Raw genomic sequence first — 17836 nt, 5'->3', positions numbered from 1 at the left:
AATTCATTGGTCCTCCTGAGCCAGCCCAGAGTCCAAAGATGGCACGCGCGCTGACTGAATCTGACGAAGTTAATGCGGATACTCTCGTCACTTTGTTGATCATCCTCTAAGCGCTCAGGACCGGACTACTTGTCGATCCAAAGCACCTGCCGGAGAGGATTGTCGAAATCCTTAAGGAGAACTGCGCGGGCCCGAACATGCCCGTTACTCTATACCCAACGACGTCACGAGGAGCCCAGGAAAAAAATTTCATTTCGGTGGCCCAGAGGGACCGCCGTTGAAAATATGAAGATTGGCATCAAGGCTCTTCGACGGTGTACCCGCTCGTCATCGGGGTCACATTCTGATCATAAAGGGTGAAGCTCTTCAGGCGCTCAAACTCAGGGTCGCTTGGGGTAAAGATCTGTGCGCGAGGCTGAAAGTTGCAGCCGTCAGTAACGGTCCCGGGGCCATGGTCCGGCGCGCCTTCAACGAAGCCCCAGGACTCCGGGTAATGTGCATCAAAATAGACTTCCGCATCCGTGGTCTCCGCAGGGAAGCTGGTGCCATAGAAGTAATGGACGTCGTCATATCCGATCTGATCACCCAAGGCGCAGCTGCCGGTAAGGCTAATACCCAGGTTGACGATTGTCTGGACATTCGTTTCCGCAAGTCGGAAGGCTGCACGAACAGGGCGCACTGGTGTTTTGATGACCATATCAGAACAGGTGCGGCTGCCGTCAGGATTCAGGGTTCTAGTTGCACAGCTGTAGTAATAATAGTCCTCGATGGGAGTATCTGCCCCATTCCATGTTACGGTGACAGATTCTCGAATATATGGCGCAACTGCAGTAATCCCGAATTCATCACGGAGCATATCAACGACGAGATCGACATATTCCTTCGAGGCAGCATGATCTCCGCGTGTCGGCAACTCGATCCCTGTGATCGCAACGCCATCCCCGACGGATGAAATCTCGCTCACAATATTTCCGCCGGCACTCAGGCCGACAAGGCTCATGGCCGTGCTTGGCGCCGAGACCATGAGCGGCAGACCATTCACGCTGAGGGTTTCCGCCAGGACGCCCGCGCCAGAGGCCCCCTCATTCATGCCTACGACACCATATCCGCCATAGATGCTTGAGGCGCGCCCGTAGAGTCCGACACCATCTTCAGCATGACTGCGCGAGTCCAGAGGGCGATTTGAGGTTGAGGACACATTGATCCGTGTCTGAAAGTTCTTCACGCCGCCGATGTTCTGATCACCAAAGGTCCTGACCACGGAGTTGTCCACCTCGAAGCTGTCACCGTTCCGGTCGATGCCGTCGCCGCCCGTCAGGTTGTCGAGACCTTCCTGTGTCTCGCCAACGCTGTCTTCGAGATCCTCGGCCGCCTTGGCAATCTCTTCATCGACATAGGCCTTGTTGGCCGCATCGAAGCCATTGATCGGATAATCGAGGTTCTCGATCACCAGAATGCCGTTCCCGACGATCCTCGAGACGCCGGTGATCTCGTTGACACCGGTCAGATTGTTGCCCTGCATCTCGACATCCTGGGTGGCCTGATGGCGGCCAAAACCGTCGCCCGCGGGACGGAGAGCGTTGGGGTTGTATCCGGGCATGGCCATATCACCGACCATACCGCCCGCATTCATTCCTAATGCGCGTTCTGTCGTCCTGTTGATGTCCCAGTTCGTCTCGTCGGAATAGTCACCTGTTCCCTGGGCAAAAGATGGAAAACCGACGAAGACCGCAAGCGCAGTGCTGGCAGTCAGCTTCAGAAAATGATGCGATCTGTTCATGGATGATCCTCTCGACGGGAAGTGGTGATTTCTTCCAATGTATCGTGGAGAGCAGAAAATGCGCAGGTATGAATACTTTCCTTGATCTCTTTTTTGTTTGAAATCAGGTAGATGGAATATCTAACAATACGGAGGGCTCTGAGATTTCGTGCTCCGTGCCTATATTAGGAAAACTAATTTGGCGGGAAATGTTGACTCAATGGAGCCAAATTTTGGCAGTTGATCGAATCCCTGACCCTGAGGGTGCATCCTTCGGATGCTACGCTCGACCGCACGCAATCGCGCAGATAGCTGGCAAGGCAGTTGTACGGAATGCTTAATTCCATCTCCTGCTGATCATTGATTGCATCGAAAGCCTTGCGGGGTGCCCTGGTTTCTCAGTGCCTGATGCTAAGGTCTTTAACTCACTCATTGAGGTGAGGCGCAGGAGGCCGGTCGAGCTGTCATGCTAGGTCGGAGCCGCGCTTTCACCCAAGAGGGCTGGAATAGGGGCACACTCGGTCCGAGAGGAGAGTTGTCACAAAAGCGTACTGTTTGCTGCTTTCTGATAAGTGACTGTTTTTAAACAATATTCAAAGATTGTGGAAGCCTAACTCACACGCCCTGTGACACGGAGATTGTTTAAAATCAATAGCTTAAGTGCTGTCACGTGTCACGCCAGGATATGTATTACATGCGTACATGCGCGTGCGTACATGTGTGCGCGTACGTAAATACATATATATCTGTGACATGTGACATATACCTATATATTGACGCTTACCTATTGATTTTAAACAAATAAATCGTGTCACAGATTTTGTCACAAGCTGTCACAGCTGACCTGGTGTTGCCATGATTTAAGATCAAGCAACTGATAATAAACATTTTTATTGTGTTCTGGATGTGTGACATCGCCAATTAGTATGCGCTGCAGCATAAAAAGGGACATGCATGCCCTCTACAGATCCTCGTGAGGTGCGAGGTGGATTGTGGCCCTGAACTCAAAACGGTCTTGTTCCGTCCAATCTGTCCGGTAATTACTTCTATATGGAATTGTGTCATAATCAGATTTTCTCCCGGTGTTTGTCGATTGATCTCGAGGTAGATCCGCGCGCCGCGAAGATTTTTGCGCTGGCGGCAGTTCGTCAGCAGGAGGAACGTCCAGTTCTCAAATCTACTGAGGGTGTCAGTGTAGCGTTACTTGATCGCCTGGAAGCGCTGATTGGAGATGTGGACTACTTAATCGGCCACAATATCCTGCAGCATGATCTGGAGCATCTCATTGCGGCATGCCCCCGGTTGTCGGGCATTATGCAGGCGCCGATCGACACCTTGTGGCTCAATCCGCTCGCATTCCCGCGGAATCCCTATCATCATCTGGTGAAGCATTACCATGATGGCCGCCTGGCGACGGGACATGTGAATGACCCCGAGTTGGATGCACGGCTTGTGTTTGAGGTTTTGGCAAACCAGTTCGATGCTTTTGTAAAACTGGAGGCTGAAGAGGCGGATGCTCTTACGGCCTACCACTATTTGACGACACGCATGGAACGGGCTGCTGGTTTCGATGCGGTCTTTCGCTATGTGCGTGGCAAGGACTGTCCGAGCTACGAGGAGGCCTGTGCCGCGATACGGCGGTTGCTGGAAGGCCGCGCCTGCGGGAAGCGCGTCGAACAGACATTGAGCCGATTGAGCAGCCCGCAGAATGGTTGGCCCATGGCCTATGCGCTGTCCTGGATCACGGTTGCAGGCGGAGATTCTGTCATGCCGCCTTGGGTGCGGGCGCAGTTTCGCGAAGCATCTCTGATCGTGAAGCATTTGCGAGACACGTCTTGCAAAGACCCTGCTTGCGCCTGGTGTGCCGAACAGAATGATCCTGTCCGTGCGTTGGAAAAATGGTTCGGTTTTCCGAGCTTCCGCCCTAAGCCGGTCGATCCGGATGGTCGCCCCTTGCAAGAACGCATCGTCGACGAGGCTATGTCAGGCAATAGTCTCCTTGGTATTCTGCCGACAGGCACGGGGAAGTCGCTGTGCTACCAAGTGCCCGCGCTGTCTCGGTTCGACAAGATCGGGGCGCTGACCGTTGTGATTTCGCCTCTGGTCGCATTGATGTCGGACCAAGTTCACGGTATGGAGCGGGCCGGTATTTCCTGCTCGGTCACCATCAACGGAATGATGTCCATGCCCGAACGCCAAGATGCCCTTGATAAGGTTCGTATGGGGGATGCCGGTATCCTCATCATTTCTCCCGAACAGTTGCGCAGTACATCGATCCGCCGTGTATTGGCGCAGCGCGAAGTCGGGCTTTGGGCAATCGACGAAGCACACTGCGTCTCGAAATGGGGGCACGATTTCCGGCCGGACTATCGCTACCTTGGACGCTTCATCAAGGAATTCTCTGGCGATCAGCCGCCCGCGCCAGTGATTTGTCTGACCGCGACAGCAAAGCCGGAGGTTGTGGCGGATATCATCGAACATTTTCAGACGAAAGCGGGTATCGCACTACTTCCTCTCGATGGCGGCGCTTCACGGTCGAACCTGGCATTCGATGTGCGTCCGACGACGAAGAACAGCAAGTTGTCGGATGTGCTGACCGTCATTGAGGAACTCCTGCCCAATGAAGGGCGCTCCGGCGCTGTGGTTTATTGCTCCTCTCGGAAAGAGACCGAGCGCGTGTCGGAGTTCCTGAAGTCACAGGGGCTCGATGCCGCTCATTTCCATGCCGGGATGACCGCTGACGACAAACAGGGCGTGCAGGAACGCTTCCGTGTGGGTGAATTGCGCGTCATCGCGGCGACCAACGCCTTTGGCATGGGGATCGACAAGCCCGACATCCGGCTGGTTGTCCATGCAGATATTCCTGGGTCTCTGGAAAACTACCTGCAGGAGGCCGGGCGGGCGGGGCGTGACAGAGAGGATGCTCATTGTGTCCTTCTGTTCGCCGCGGATGATGTCGAGCGCCAATTCCGTCTCACCGCCAGTTCACGGTTGGCGCGGCACGAAATCGGGGCGATCCTGAAGGCGTTGAGACGGATCGACGAGCGCACGAAAAGGACCGGCAAGGTTGTTGCAACCTCCGGCGAAATCGTGCGGTCTGAGAAAGATCAGGAGTTCGAACGCGACAGCGCCACTGACGATACTCGCGTCAAGACGGCGGTTTCCTGGTTGGAAGAAGCGCATCTTGTGTCCCGAGAGGAGAACCGGGTTCAGGTCTTTCCATCTTCCTTGCGGGTGCGGTCGGTTGAGGAGGCAAAGACACGTCTCGCCGATGCGGATCTGACCCAAGCACATCGCAAGCAGCTCCTATCCATCGTGGAACATCTAATGACGACGCCAGCAGATGAAGGCGTGTCGACCGATGAGCTTTGCGGCGTGTCGGGTATCTCGCCTGGGGCCTTGCCGAAGGCCATGGCGACATTGGAAAACCTCGGGATCGCACGCAATGATGTGGCGATGACGGTATTCGTCCATGTAGGGGTTGCCCATTCCTCGGTCCAGCGTCTGGCTCAGGCCTCTACACTGGAAGCCGACCTGATCACGCTGTTGCAGGAATTGGCTCCGGATTTGGACGACAAGGCACCGGTCCCGCTGAACCTCTCCGAGACGTGCCAGCGGCTACGCGACAAGGAGCATCCGGATGTCCGGCCCGACGCGATCGACAAGCTGGTGCGCGGTATTGCCCAAGATGGTCGAAGCCTGGAGGGCGGGCGCGGGAATATCTCTTTGCGCAAAGCCAGTCGCAATACGCTGATGGTCACTTTGGTGCGGTCCTGGAAAACGGTGCAGGAGACGGCGAAACTACGATGGTTGGCAGCAGAATTGCTGCTGACCTATCTGACAGGGCGTCTGGACAAAGGCGCACGGGGCAAAGACCTTCAGGTCGAGACAACGGTTGGCGACTTGCTGGCTCAGTTGACGCAGGATGCCTTCCTGAAGACCAGTGGCGTACGAGACATGACAAAGCTGCTGGAACGCGCTTTGATGTGGTTGCACGAACAGGGCGTTCTCACCCTTGGCAAGGGGCTCACGGTCTTCCGGTCGGCGATGACCGTCTATCTCGATCCCGCCGGTGGCCAGTTTACTCAGACCCATTTTGCACCGTTGGAAGATCACTACGGCGAGCAGACGTTGCAGACCCATGTCATGGCGACCTATGCGGAAACTGGCCTTAGGACGATGATCGACGCGGCGCGTTTGTCAGAGGATTACTTCCTGCTCAATAAAGAGCAGTTCATGAAGCGGTGGATGCCGGGCATGGGCCGGGAGGTCCGGCGTCAAACCACCAGCAAATCCTGGGATGCGATTGTCGAGAAACTTGGCAATAAAATCCAGCAGGAGATCGTGACAGATGATCGGGACCGAACGAACGTCCTCGTTCTGGCCGGACCGGGGTCAGGCAAAACGCGGGTGTTGGTCCATCGGATTGCCTATCTGCTCAGGATGAAACGTGAAGATCCACGCGGGATTCTTGTTCTCGCCTACAATAGGCATGCTGCTGCTGAAATTCGCGTGCGGCTGCGGACATTGGTGGGGGATGATGCCAATGGTGTTACGATTTCCACCTGCCATGCCCTTGCGATGAAGCTGGTGGGCGCAAGTTTTGTTGGTCAGCGTGCCGACACCGAAGACTTTGATGACATCGTTATGGAGGCCGTGCGTCAGCTCGAGGGAGATGGTCTGACGAGATCCGAGGCCGAGGCGCAGCGGGACACTTTGTTGCAAGGCTATCGTTGGATTTTGGTTGATGAGTATCAGGATATCGGACCGGAGGAGTATCAGCTTATCTCTGCTGTGGCGGGGCGGTCTCTGGAGGATGCCGACCTGAAGCTGAGTCTGTTCGCTGTCGGCGATGACGATCAGAATATCTATGCCTTCAACGGGGCCTCAATCGAGTTTATCCGCAAATTCGAAGAGGACTACAAGGCGCGGCCAGCTTTCTTGGTCGAAAACTATCGCTCGACAGGTCATATCATCACAGCTGCGAATTCGGTAATCTCCGTTGCACAGGAGCGGATGAAAGTTGATCATGAAATCAGGATCAACACGGACCGGAAGAGCAACCCGCAAGGCGGAATTCTTGAGCAAGAGGATAGTGTAGCACAGGGCAGGGTGCAGCTCTTAGACGTGCCCGGTGGAGATGTTGCGCAAGCTGTCGCGGCCGTCGACGAGTTGATGCGACTGTCACGGCTCGACCCGAACTGGTCCTGGTCGCGCACTGCCATCATTTCTCGTGATTGGAGAAAACTGGGGGCCGTCCGGTCCTATGCCGAACAACAAGGCCTTGATGTCGAGATGGCCAACGAGGACCTGCCAAATATTTGGCGGCTTCGGGAGACCCAGACGTTGATTGCAGGTCTCAGGAGGCGCCAAGGAGAGTTATTGGGGATACATGACATCCTCACAGTTTTGAATGAGCAGGAGGTCAACAAATGGGTCGAGATTCTTGCGGAAGGTGTAGCGGAACTGGCGCGCGAGTTGAAAGCAAAGACCATGCCCGTGCCGGATATCATTGAGTGGTTTGCCGAGTGGTCACGCGATACGCGTGGTGAACAGCGCGGATTGCTTTTGCTGACCGCACATCGGGCTAAGGGGCTTGAGTTTGACCACGTGGTTATTCTCAACGGCGGATGGGATAAACCTTCGAAGAATGAAGACCGCGATGCACCGCGACGCCTGTTCTATGTGGCGATGACACGGGCTCAGCAGAGCCTCGTTGTTATGACATCTGGGGAACACGCTCTGCTCAAGGCAGGCTCTTCTTCGGTCCTGCGGCGTCTGGTCAGGCCAGATCCTGGGCTTGGTGTGCCACGCCCAAGTGTCTACCAGTTGCCCGATTTGAAATTTTCCGATTTGTCTTTTGCAGGTCGCCAGACTGAACGCCATGAGGCCCATGCCGCGATCCGCGCGTGCAAGGTCGGAGATCCCTTAACGCTGGAATTCCGTGATCCTCACTGGGAACTGATTGATCGGTTCGGGCATGTCATGGGGCGGATGTCGAAATCTTGGCAACATCCTCACGGATTTGCTTTCACCTCCGGCGCAGTTGGCGCTATTGTCCATTGGCGCAAGTCGGATAGTGACGATAAATATGCGCACTACGCGCGTCGCGATGCCTGGGAGACCGTCCTGCCTGAATTGGTGTTCTCGCCTGAAGGCGGCCAGTTGGTTTCGGAGAACAACTCGGTGCGGCCTGAAACAAAGGTCGCTCCTGAGACAATGTCTCCGTCAGAGAAAGGTGCGATGTCGTCAGACACAACGGTTGCCCAAGCGGTGTGGGATTTGGAAGCGCTTGGCGAGTTCGCGAAGGACGCCTACGCGACATGTCGATCCTGGGACGAGTTGATCACCGCCTTCAGCGACCATGGGCTCGAAATCGAGCCCAAATCAGGTGGACTTATTCTGAAGGATCGATCCGACGGCAATCAGATCTGCAAGATGTCCGCAGTGGGGCTGAGATACAGGGCGATGATCCGACACTATGGAGTGGGGTTTCCCGATCACCCAAATCCTTCCTTAACTGAGATGGCGTTGGCAAAGAAGGGGCGCTCCATCTCTGGAACAAAGGGGCGATCGAGAAAGAGAAGGCGTGCGGTTTTGAGGGATGAAGGTGATTTTGATCTCATTGAGGAGTGAGTAAAGTTTCCCAAGGCGGAAAAGCACGTTCTGCATTTTCCCAGTTCTTTGCAACATGAAGTGCGATGAAAGTGCCTCCAAATCCCAGCAGGATTATGCGGCTCCGCCGCAAGGCCGGTTTGAGCCCATATTGCCAAGAGATCAGTTACAGTAATTCCAATCCGCGGCAAAACTTTGCGAGCAAAACGGCCCTCTCCGGACATTCGTCGGCCTTTAGAGTGCTGCACTGCAACTTTCCCAATTGGACATTGGTTTAAGGGGCACGTTACCGTTGGGAAGAAGTGAAGCACGCGGGGAAAGATGGCCTGCGGCACATATCTTGAAATGTGAGGGAAAGGTATCCAGTGTTCCAATTTCACGAATTTCTTGAACGATGCGGTTACGACCCTCGGAGCACGCGGCTCCTGCGGCACGATGCCAGGGGCGGCTTGGCTTGGACGCGCGGGCAAGATGCTTTCCTCTGCTTCGCGTCGTTCCAGACACGAGCAAACTCACCCTATAACGGGGCGCCATCTCACGCATGTCACTTCATTGCAGGACCCACGATTGCCGGAACAGCAACGGCACTTTTTGTCGGAACAACAGAAGTTGCGAACGGTCGCCCATGGGATCGAGAGGAATTGCCTCTTGTCCGAGATGACGACGTAATTGCCCAAGAACGCGCAAGCTTGCACCCACTGGACCTCTTTGACCTTTCTTGGTGTGGAGCATGCAGCACTTACGTTGAGCGGATACTAATTGATTGGGGGCCCGGAACGCGGTCATGGTCGCAGTGGGCAGATAGAAAACATAAACCGATCTTGGAACTGCGTCTCGATGCCAGAGAAACGCCTTTTCCTGGATTCGGTGGGTTTCGTGAGCGCGTTAGTTCATTGTCAGGATTGCCTCAAAGCTGGCGTGCGGCGCTTGAGAGCGTCCGGGGCGTCTACCTCTTGGTGACAGACCGTGGCCAACAATACGTCGGGTCGGCATATGGCGCCGACGGGTTCCTTGGACGATGGCGTCAGTATGCTGCGAATGGTCATGGTGGGAACCGAGAGTTGATGATGCTCGACCGCGAACTACGCGACTACCAAGTATCTATTCTTGAAGTCGCCTCCCCCGAGATGTCAGCCGCGGACATCATCGCAAGGGAAGGTGCGTGGAAAGAAAAGCTCGGTGCCCGCGCGCACGGGTTAAATGCCAACTGAGGCTCTCGGCCCTTTGCGGTCACTCGTCAGATGCCGAGGTGCTGCGATGCAGCCCGTCGAAGCCGCCGTTCGTTGCGGAAGCAATATCTCGGTGCAGCCGAATGATCATTGAGCAGACATCATGGAACTGCAGCGCCGTCTGTGGCAATGTCCAGAAATGATCGAATTTCGCACTCTCGCCGATGACCACACCGACCTCGCGCAATCTCCGCTGCTGCGGGGCGCTCTCCTGACCCTGAAATATGCGCGGGAGCACGGATCAATCGGTCTGACCAAAACCAAGGCGTTCAAGCGCGTCTTCGTCCATTGGGCCGTCGAGAATTTCGACTGGCCGGGTAAAACCGCAGAAGAGATGTTCCGCTACAACAAAGTGGTCAACGAATATGAGTTTCCGCCGCTCGAGGTTCTGCATTTCCTGCTGATTTCGCTGCGCCTGGGGCGTCACTTCAAGGGTGAATTTCGGCTCACCAAACGTGGCGCAGAACTGGCGGATGCCCCTGGACGCCTTTTTGCCGAACTGATCCCGTACTTCCTGTTTCAGATCGATCACGCTTCCTATGCGCGCTTCGACGGTCGTCCTTTCGGAAAATGGGACATCTGGATGAATGTGATCAACGTAGAAGCCGATCCAGGTACGACCGAGGCCGCCTTGTTCGAAACCTTCTACGGTGAACCACAGGACTGGCACACCGCGGGGTGGCGAGAGATGGCCGTCTTCTCATCTTGTGTGCTGCGACCGCTCAAATGGGCGGGACTGTTGACCGAGACCCGCGAAGACGCCGCCGGCAAGCACGTGTGTCATGTGTTCAAGACCTCGCTCTGGCACAGCGCGATGAACCTTGACACCGACGACATGCTGCGACCGATGTCAGTTCAGTGAGAGCATTTTTCCCTGCTCCCAAAATTCGACGTTGCTTGCGTTTGCGGCTTATTCCGTTGAAAAACTCGGCCCAGTAGGCGCTGTGGGTGTGCCCCGAGATTGAGCGCGCGTTGGTCCGCCTCTCTTCAGCAGGCGATTTTGGGTGGCGGCAGGAGCTTTGCGAGCTTCCGTAGGTTCTGGGCGGTGGCAGCGAGGTGGAATTCGTCGCGCACGCCGAGAGGGCCCCGCAATCGAAGACGGTTCAGCCCTAGGATCCGCTTCAGATGGGCGAACAGCATCTCAACCTTTTTCCTCAGCTTGCAGGAGATCGCATATTCCGTGGTCTGAGCGATCGCACGGGCCCGATCGCGGGATGGCTCGTAGATCGACCGGAGTACCTTGCGTGCAGGCGCCTTCGGGCAGCAGCGTGTTTTCAGTTCGCAGACATCGCAGTCGGCCTTGATAGCCCGGTAACGCAGCATCCCATTCTCGTCAGGTTTCTGCTCTCTGGCCGTCCTGAAGGCCCGGCGGTTTTGCTTCAACACTTTGCCGCCCGGACAGGTGTAGGTGTCCTGCTCGGCATCGTAGGTGAAGTCGGCGCGTTCGAACGTGCCGTCCCGGCGCGCCGACTTGTCGAACACTGGAATATGGGGCGCGATCCCGCGTTGACGATCCAGCCAGTCCAGCATCTCGCCCGTGCCATAGGCAGTATCGGCGATCAGGCGTTCTGGGTGTAGGGCGAAGATTTCGCTCACACGATCAATCATCGTCCGCACCGATCCAACCTCGGCTTGGCGGATAGAGCGCGTAGCCTCCACGTCGAGGATCACGCCGTTGTCGGTGTCGATTAAATAGTTGGTGGAATAGGCAAAATAGGCTGGACCACCCCGTGCCCCGGTCCATTGCGACGCGGGATCGGAATGCGAGGTGAACTTCGGCTCGACCGGGCTGGCCGCGCCGAACGCCGCATCATCGAGCGTGGCCAAGTATTCTCTGACCGCCCGCGGCGCCTCCTCGGGATCGATCTTTTCCGGCTGCCAATCCGCCTTGGGCGTCGATTTCTGCCGGTTCGCATCTGCTTGAATGATGCTGGCGTCTGCGGCAAATCGCTGGCCGCTGCCAATCCCTCAGCGATGCAGCGGGCAACCACCGTCTCAAACAGATGGCGCAGCAGATCGCTATCACGGAAGCGACCGTGCCGGTTCTTGGAGAAGGTCGAGTGGTCCGGCACCGGGTCGGTCAGATCGAGGCGGCAGAACCAGCGGTAGGCGAGGTTAAGATGGACCTCTTCGCACAGCCGACGTTCCGAACGGATACCCATGATGTAGCCAACTAGCAGAATCCGGATCATCAGCTCTGGGTCAACCGACGGTCGCCCGGTGGAGCTGTAAAACGGTGCCAGATGCTGCCGGATCTCGGTCAGTTCGACAAACCGGTCAACTGCTCGGAGCATGTGGTCAGCCGGAACATGTGTTTCGATCGAGAACTCGTAGAACAGAGCACTCTGCACTTGCTGCCGGGATCCCATCATCGCAGCTAACCTCCACCTGCCACATGGAAATTGAATCAGCGCTTAGGCCTTCACGCAAGCAGAGTTTTTCAACAAAATAAGCCCAAAGGCGACATTCATGGTCGTCGCAGAACACCACGATTGCACGCCCTTCGTGGACAGTCGCGGATAGGGTCGTAATGTGATTACGGTGGCCGCAACGCCAGCGTGAAGTTGGGTGCGGCACAAACAGGTCGGGCCTCAAGATGTTGCAGGCTGCTTGTCACGCCGCACTGCATAGGAAAGCCCTGCACCTGCGAAAAGGGCGAGGACGGCGAGGGTAAGCGAGGTATCGAATGAAGAGGTCAGTGAATAGGCCTCCACTGCGATGAGAGGGCCGATGATCTGCCCAAAGCCGTAGGCGGCTGTCATGATCGCGAGTATGTTGAAGCGGACCCGGTGCGCCAGCCGACGTCCGGCCGGCATTACGATGGTCACGACCCCCATGAAGGTGCCTCCCACGATAACGGCACTCGCGAGATAGGCGATCGGCCAGTGCATTAGTGGGAAACCGACCCCGACGCCCTGGCAAGTCAGGTTCAGGGCAAGACTGCGGGAGGTGCCCAAGCGCAAATGCAGTTTGTGCCACAGGAAACACGATGGCGCTGCGGCAAGTCCGAACAGTGCCCAGACCTGGACTGGGCCGAGGGACGGGAGCGCCGTTCGCACCAGCAGCGGCAGGTAGGTGGCTGTCATGATATACCCCAACCCGGCAAGACCGTAGATGGTGATCAACCGCCAAGGGCCAAGCTCCGCGCCTTCTGTTTCCGGCACGCGCGGCTCAGATCTCATCGCTTGCTTGTCGCGCCCATCCTGCTTCTGTCGGAGAAATATCGGTGCCAGCAAGGCGGCGCAGAGTCCGGCCAGGGCGATCCATATGGCGTGGTTGTCCGCCCCCGCCGCAGCTCTAAGTGCGATCGCCTCCGCCGAGACCAGAATGCCGAGCCCGACCCCGGCATACAGTGCGGGCGCGGAATGGTGCTGTTGCCGATCATGTATCAGCCAGTGGGACGCCGCCACCATGGCGATTGCGCTGAAGAGGCCGGCGATTCCCCGAACCGCGATGACGATCCCGGCAGGCAGGGAGAGCCCCAGGGCCGCAAGGGTCAGCACGGTCGCGCCCCCGGCCAGCTGGCAAAGGGCGCTGCTCGACAGAGGCAATCGCAAGGAGGCGAGGAGCGCCCCGGCGAGGTACCCTGCGTAATTGGCAGAGGCCGCGTAGGACCCTTGGGAGACCGAGAGTGAGCCCTCAGATATCATCAGCGGATAGAGGCCGGTGAAAGCAAAGCGCCCGGCTCCCATACCAACAATCAGGACAAGTGTGGCCGCGATCGTCGCATTGGTGTCGTGTCTACTGTGCATGGTTGGTCTGCTCCTGCAGGTTCGAACATTCGGTCAGGTAGGCTCGAAATGCCCGCAAAGCCGCGGTGTCGAAGCCTGTGCGCCAGGCAAGATGCGTCACCACCTGTTTCAGGGGCATGGCGCGAACCGCCCCCGATGATCCCATCAATTCCGCGACGCTCTTTGGCATGATGCTGAGGCAGGCACCGGCGGCGGTGCAGCCATACATCGCGTGGTAGGACGGCACCTCTTGCACCCTGAACACAGAGCTGCCGCCCGACATCAGCCAGTCTTCCGCCAGTTTGCGATAGGTGCAGCCGGGGGCGAAGGCCGCAAGCGTGCGCAGGCGAAGATCGGTTGGCACGCGGATCTCGGGATGGTCCGGTGGGAGCAGGAGGACAAGGTCTTCGCGGAAAAGAGGCATCGTCTCCAGATCGAGGGTCTCCCCCGGATCCTCTCCTGGCGGGAAAGCAACGAGGGCGCAGTCGATCCGGCAGGCCCTGAGCGCATCGAGGAGAGGGGCGCTCGGTGCCGATGTCAGCTCGAGCTGCGCTTCGGGCCACTCGCGGCTGAACCGGGCGAGTGGACCCGTCAAATGGCTCGCTATGGTGCTTTCCATCGAGCCCACCCGGAGCGTGCCGCGTGGGCTCGATGGATCGAGGCGTTGCTGCGCTTCGTCTGCCAAGTTTAGGATGCGATCGGCATAATCGACGAAGATCCGGCCTGCGTCCGACAAGATCATGCGCTTGCGATTCCGGTGAAAAAGTTGCGTGCCCAATTCGGCCTCGAGCTGCTGGATCCGGGTCGTGACGTTGGAGGGCGCACGCCCCAGAAGATCGGCCGCGCGGGTAACGCTTTCTTCCCGGACGACAGCACGAAAGACACTAAGCGTAGCAAGGTCCATGAGGCTCTCCGTTCAAGAATTTCTTGCGCCTCTAATTCTTTATTTGAGAACCATTGTCAAATGTGATTTCTTTTTGAGGAATGAATCAGGGTGTTGCCCAAAGTTGAAAGGACCTCCCATGCTGGACAAACTCGGTATCCCTCTCCCGATCCTGCAGGCACCGATGGCCGGGGTGTCCACGCCGAAGCTCGCTGCAGCGGTCTCGAACGCGGGCGGGCTGGGGGCACTCGGCATTGGCGCAACCGACGTGGCCGGCGCGGCCCGGATGATCGCAGAGACCCGTCAGGCCACGGATCGTCCCTTCAATGTCAACGTCTTCGCCCACGCGACGCCGAAAGCCGATCCTGACGCCGAACGCTCCTGGCTTTCGATACTCCGTCCGCTCTTCGCGGAATTCGACGCCGAGCCGCCGACGGAACTGCGCGCCATCTACCAAAGCTTCAACGACAGTCCCGAGCTGCTACGGCTGCTGTGTGAGACGCGCCCTTCTGTGGTCAGCTTCCACTTCGGTCTGCCCGAGCCGCAGGCGGTTGCAGCCTTGCGCGGTGCCGGAATCACGCTTCTGGCCACCGCCACAAATCTTGAGGAGGCGCGACTTATCAAGGACGCGGGCATTGATTGCATCGTGGCCCAGGGCATCGAAGCCGGTGGCCACCGCGGGGTGTTCGATTGTTGCGCGTTCGATCCGCAGCTCAGCACCTTGGCGCTGACACGTCTGCTGGCTACGGAAATGGACCTGCCGATCATTGCCGCGGGCGGTATCATGGACGGTGCGGGCATCGCGGCTGCAATAAATCTCGGGGCAAGTGCCGCGCAGCTCGGTACCGCCTTCATCGATTGCCCGGAATCGACTGCCGATGCGGCCTATAGGCAGGCGCTTCATGGACCGGCCAGCTACAGGACACGTCTCACATCTGTTATTTCAGGGCGTCCGGCCCGTACGTTGGAAAGCCGCTTCACCCAAGCCGAAGACGACGGCCTCGCGGACGGACCCCCAGCCTATCCCATTGCCTATGACGCCGGAAAGGCCTTGCACGCCGCAGCCACTGCGAAGGGGGAATACGGGTTTGGCGCTCACTGGGCCGGCCAGGGCGCACCACGCGCTCGGTCGCTTCCTGCCGCAGAACTGGTTGCCGCGCTGACGCGAGAATTAGGCGCCGAAAATCCCAGCCACGGGTTTGGTAAAAGCAGATGCGGGAATCTGATAAGTCGATAGCCATTTCTATAGATGAAAGGCAAGAAAGTCCCGCAAAGCAGTCATCCAGTATGCCAAATGCTGCACTCTGCCGCCGAGGTCCGCTTTCGGGAAGCTGCATTGCGGCACCGCGACCCTCGGCCAACGTCCGGTTTGGGCCGAACGTGCCTGCTCTCTGTCACGCAGAGAGGGCGGGAACCGAACTTTCGCTGCAGGAGCCCACAGGCCTCGGTCATAAATAGGAAGCTGACATTGAATTTGATAGACAGGGGAAGTGCGATCAAGAAACCTTAATGCTATTACAGGCCATATACTGGCTGCAAAGTTGCGTTTCACACTCCAGCGAGGATCTGGATGCCCAAAAGTACGTTGGACAAGCTTTTACCAATTGCGAGAATTCCGGACGAAAATCGCGGCGAATGGCTAGAAAGAGCAGACCACAGCGGCGAAATTCTCAAAGATATCCTGAAAACCGACGAAATCGTAATCTACGCATCCGGTCCTCACATGCTGATTCATTCGGTATTGACCCCCGATGAGCTGCTAGATCGGTAATCCGCCCATTTTTAGAGGGGCGTATCAGTAGAATCTAAGCTGCTGTCAGTTTCTGTATCGGGTGTAGATATGCCGTTACTCGCGGGGGATTACCCAGAACACTCATTATTTGCGCACGAAGCTAAAAGAGAACGCAGAGCCGCGATGATAATCCTTGGCAAAAATGACACGGGTCCCATCCTCGGCAAAACAGGTTTCCTCAATCAAAAGAGCGGGGCCAAAATTTTCTAGGCCATGCAGTTTTGTTGGCATATCAGGGAGCATCGTTGCGGTGATATGTGCCGTGGAGGCAACCGGGCGGCGATCAATTTCGGCCATCAGCGTCACGATGGAGCCGGCCCAATCGGCTTCGCGCTGTTCGCCATTTTTGAACAAATGGGTGGGGATCCAGTCGACCGAATAGACCAGAGGTTCGTCATTGGCGTGGCGTAGCCGTTCGACCCGCAGAACCGGAGAGTCCGGGTCAAGATCAAGCGCGGTTGCGACCTCTTCGCTCGCGGGGACAGTGGAAAAGCCCAGAATTCTGGTTTTTGCGCTGTAACCGTGGCTGCGCACCATCTCGGAAACGCTTTCAAACTTTGTAATCGGTCGCGCAATCGTCAACAACGCGCCTGCGGATACGAAGCGGCCTTTGCCTTGCTGGGCTTCGATCACCGAGTCGCGTTCGAGAAGTTTGAGGGCTTCGCGCAGCGTCGGGCGGGAAACGTGAAAGCGTTCGCTCATCACTTTTTCAGAGGGGAGCTTGTCGCCGAGAGACAAAGCGTCTTCCTGAATCATTTCCAAAATGCTGGTGCGAAGCCATTCGATCCCGCTCGGTTTCAGTTTTTCCATACTGTCGGTCATCCTGCACTCACCCTGTCAAACAACTCAGAAATTTCTTTGGAAGATTTTTGTTGTGATACGCACAATTGCAAGAGAATTCTCGCTTTTGCGGGCGATAGGCACGCAGCGGACATAAAGCCGTGGCTTTGATTTCGACTATTTTCCGGGACACGGCCAGAGGCGTGGGAGGTGGCGATCACGATGCCGCCCTTTGTCTTCGACCAATGCTCAAGGGCCTGCGCCTGTACGCTTGTCGCATATCCAGGGGCAAATCCGGCTATGACAATGCCTCGAGCGCCCGCGGCGAAAAAGGCCTCCAATGCGGTGGTGTCCCCGTCGCTGTGGCAAAACAGAATATCGACGCGAGGGAGGTCAGACAACTTTTGCCAGGCTTCGGAAGCAGTTGGAATTAGATGTGAAACAATGGGGCGGAACAGGTCCAGTGTATTCCCCGTAAACCGCCCAAGCGGCCCGCGCCAAGGCGAGCGAAAACTGTCGAGCGCGGCATTGTCGAATTTCGAAACGTCGCGCGGATCGTGCAGTTCGGCATTGATCGCGACAACGACTCCGGAGCCTGAAATGCGCGGGTCCGCTGCGGCCTTGAGGGCGTGGAACAGGTTCATTGGCCCGTCGCTGCCTTGGGCGGAGGCCGGGCGTTGGGCGCCGGTGACGACGAGGGGGACCCCAAGGTCCCAGACGAGCGAGAGAAAAAACGCGGTTTCCGCCACGGCGCCGGTGCCATGCGTCAGCACAAACCCTTCGATGTCAGGATTTTGAGCGAGCGTCACGCGGCACGATCTATAGATGTCGCGCCATTTCGCGAAACCCATGTCAAAGCTGGGCACGGGGTCGAAGGGCACTTCGGTGACGCGAAAGCGTTGGTCCAGATGGCCGAACTGACGCATCACCTCAGGAACGGTATAGCTGCCCGCCTGTCCGTAATCGCAGATTTCAAAAGGGTCGTCTGCCAAGGCGGTCAGCGTACCGCCGGAAATCACAAGGCCGATATGCGGAAGATCAGTCATG

Annotated in this window: 10 protein-coding genes and 1 pseudogene; 5 read left to right on the top strand and 6 right to left on the bottom strand. The window is 57.2% G+C overall.

Annotation, left to right across the window (positions count from 1 at the left end; genetic code table 11):
• Window positions 1–298: 298 nt before the first annotated feature.
• Window positions 299–1780 (bottom strand): hypothetical protein, encoded by a 1482-nt coding sequence (locus tag ACN0X0_RS00125; RefSeq protein ID WP_417277502.1) that lies wholly within the window; start codon window positions 1778–1780, stop codon window positions 299–301.
• 1029 nt (window positions 1781–2809) lie between these two features.
• Between ACN0X0_RS00125 and ACN0X0_RS00120 the strand changes: the two genes are divergently transcribed.
• The 3 genes from ACN0X0_RS00120 to ACN0X0_RS00110 all read left to right on the top strand — a co-directional run bounded on the left by ACN0X0_RS00120 (window position 2810) and on the right by ACN0X0_RS00110 (window position 10465).
• Complete coding sequence (locus ACN0X0_RS00120; protein WP_417277501.1) at window positions 2810–8395, top strand: RecQ family ATP-dependent DNA helicase; 5586 nt, start codon at window positions 2810–2812, stop codon at window positions 8393–8395.
• Window positions 8396–9441: 1046 nt separating this feature from the next.
• Complete coding sequence (locus ACN0X0_RS00115) at window positions 9442–9585, top strand: hypothetical protein (protein WP_417277500.1); 144 nt, start codon at window positions 9442–9444, stop codon at window positions 9583–9585.
• A gap of 121 nt (window positions 9586–9706) precedes the next feature.
• Window positions 9707–10465, top strand: a complete 759-nt coding sequence (locus ACN0X0_RS00110; RefSeq protein WP_417277499.1) for a hypothetical protein — start codon at window positions 9707–9709, stop codon at window positions 10463–10465.
• A gap of 125 nt (window positions 10466–10590) precedes the next feature.
• Here the strand turns inward: ACN0X0_RS00110 and ACN0X0_RS00105 are convergent.
• The 3 genes and pseudogenes from ACN0X0_RS00105 to ACN0X0_RS00095 form a co-directional block, all read right to left on the bottom strand.
• A pseudogene (locus ACN0X0_RS00105) lies at window positions 10591–11975 on the bottom strand (IS1182 family transposase).
• A gap of 219 nt (window positions 11976–12194) precedes the next feature.
• Window positions 12195–13355, bottom strand: a complete 1161-nt coding sequence (locus ACN0X0_RS00100) for a YbfB/YjiJ family MFS transporter (RefSeq protein WP_417277498.1) — start codon at window positions 13353–13355, stop codon at window positions 12195–12197.
• Window positions 13345–14238 carry a LysR family transcriptional regulator gene (locus ACN0X0_RS00095; RefSeq protein ID WP_417277497.1) on the bottom strand — a complete coding sequence of 298 codons (894 nt, stop codon included), beginning with the start codon at window positions 14236–14238 and terminating at the stop codon, window positions 13345–13347. The genes ACN0X0_RS00100 and ACN0X0_RS00095 overlap by 11 nt, the downstream gene beginning before the upstream one ends.
• Window positions 14239–14356: 118 nt before the next feature.
• Between ACN0X0_RS00095 and ACN0X0_RS00090 the strand changes: the two genes are divergently transcribed.
• Together ACN0X0_RS00090 and ACN0X0_RS00085 are read left to right on the top strand one after the other, a co-directional pair.
• Complete coding sequence (locus ACN0X0_RS00090) at window positions 14357–15454, top strand: NAD(P)H-dependent flavin oxidoreductase (RefSeq protein WP_417277496.1); 1098 nt, start codon at window positions 14357–14359, stop codon at window positions 15452–15454.
• A gap of 333 nt (window positions 15455–15787) precedes the next feature.
• On the top strand, window positions 15788–15988 hold the full coding sequence (locus ACN0X0_RS00085; protein WP_417277495.1) for a hypothetical protein: 201 nt from the start codon (window positions 15788–15790) through the stop codon (window positions 15986–15988).
• Between the two features lie 105 nt (window positions 15989–16093).
• Here ACN0X0_RS00085 and ACN0X0_RS00080 read toward each other — a convergent pair whose 3' ends face one another.
• A complete protein-coding gene (locus ACN0X0_RS00080) occupies window positions 16094–16831 on the bottom strand; it encodes a GntR family transcriptional regulator (protein ID WP_417277494.1) in 738 nt (245 codons plus the stop codon).
• A complete protein-coding gene (locus ACN0X0_RS00075) occupies window positions 16828–17835 on the bottom strand; it encodes an asparaginase (protein ID WP_417277493.1) in 1008 nt (335 codons plus the stop codon). Before ACN0X0_RS00075 ends, ACN0X0_RS00080 begins: the two co-directional genes overlap by 4 nt.
• Between the last annotated feature and the right edge of the window lies 1 nt (window position 17836).

It is taken from the genome of Celeribacter sp., from assembly GCF_048270365.1.
GTDB lineage: Bacteria > Pseudomonadota > Alphaproteobacteria > Rhodobacterales > Rhodobacteraceae > Celeribacter.
This window is presented reverse-complemented; position numbering and strand designations above follow the sequence as displayed.

Coding starts and splice junctions, on each gene's coding strand:
- ACN0X0_RS00110 (WP_417277499.1), top strand. CDS start 9,707: ATGGAACTGCAGCGCCGTCTGTGGCAATGTCCAGAAATGATCGAATTT.
- ACN0X0_RS00085 (WP_417277495.1), top strand. CDS start 15,788: ATGCCCAAAAGTACGTTGGACAAGCTTTTACCAATTGCGAGAATTCCG.
- ACN0X0_RS00080 (WP_417277494.1), bottom strand. CDS start 16,831: ATGACCGACAGTATGGAAAAACTGAAACCGAGCGGGATCGAATGGCTT.
- ACN0X0_RS00075 (WP_417277493.1), bottom strand. CDS start 17,835: ATGACTGATCTTCCGCATATCGGCCTTGTGATTTCCGGCGGTACGCTG.
- ACN0X0_RS00090 (WP_417277496.1), top strand. CDS start 14,357: ATGCTGGACAAACTCGGTATCCCTCTCCCGATCCTGCAGGCACCGATG.
- ACN0X0_RS00100 (WP_417277498.1), bottom strand. CDS start 13,355: ATGCACAGTAGACACGACACCAATGCGACGATCGCGGCCACACTTGTC.
- ACN0X0_RS00120 (WP_417277501.1), top strand. CDS start 2,810: ATGGAATTGTGTCATAATCAGATTTTCTCCCGGTGTTTGTCGATTGAT.
- ACN0X0_RS00095 (WP_417277497.1), bottom strand. CDS start 14,238: ATGGACCTTGCTACGCTTAGTGTCTTTCGTGCTGTCGTCCGGGAAGAA.
- ACN0X0_RS00125 (WP_417277502.1), bottom strand. CDS start 1,780: ATGAACAGATCGCATCATTTTCTGAAGCTGACTGCCAGCACTGCGCTT.
- ACN0X0_RS00115 (WP_417277500.1), top strand. CDS start 9,442: ATGCTCGACCGCGAACTACGCGACTACCAAGTATCTATTCTTGAAGTC.